This is a genomic window from Pseudomonas sp. AL10 (assembly GCF_029960685.1).
Lineage (GTDB): Bacteria > Pseudomonadota > Gammaproteobacteria > Pseudomonadales > Pseudomonadaceae > Aquipseudomonas > Aquipseudomonas lactis.
This window is the reverse complement of record NZ_JASBQZ010000097.1, coordinates 1-459: the sequence shown is the minus strand read 5'-3', so window position 1 is coordinate 459 and position 459 is coordinate 1. Positions and strand designations below refer to the sequence as shown.

Below are 459 nucleotides of genomic sequence, written 5' to 3'. Positions count from 1 at the left end.
CGGCCACGTCACCCGCTACGAATACGCAGACGGCCTGCACCTGATCAGCCGCCGTCTCAACGCCGACGGCACTCAGGTCAAATACCGCTACGACAACGCCCGGCTGCTCCTCACCGAGATCGAAAACGAAGCCGGCGAAACCTACCAACTCAACTACCACTCCAACGGCCTGATCCGCCAGGAAACCGGCTTCGACGGCCAACGCACCGCGTATGCCTACGACCTTAACGGCAACCTGCTGGAGAAAACCGAATACGGCGACGATGGCAGTCAGCTAATCACCCGCTACGTGCGCGACCACGCCGGGCGCCTTGTAAGAAAAACCCTGCCCGACAGCAACGTTGTCAACTACGCCTACGACCGCCAAGGCAACCTCCTCAGCGTCGAAGACGGTCACTGGGCGCTGGCCTACGAGTACGACCGCCAAAACCGCCTCACCGCCGAACACCAAGGCTGGGG

The 459-nt window shown here is 61.9% G+C and carries 1 pseudogene; it reads left to right on the top strand.

The features are described from left to right. Window positions 1-459 (top strand): annotated as a pseudogene (locus QK296_RS28965) (type IV secretion protein Rhs); the annotation flags it as partial.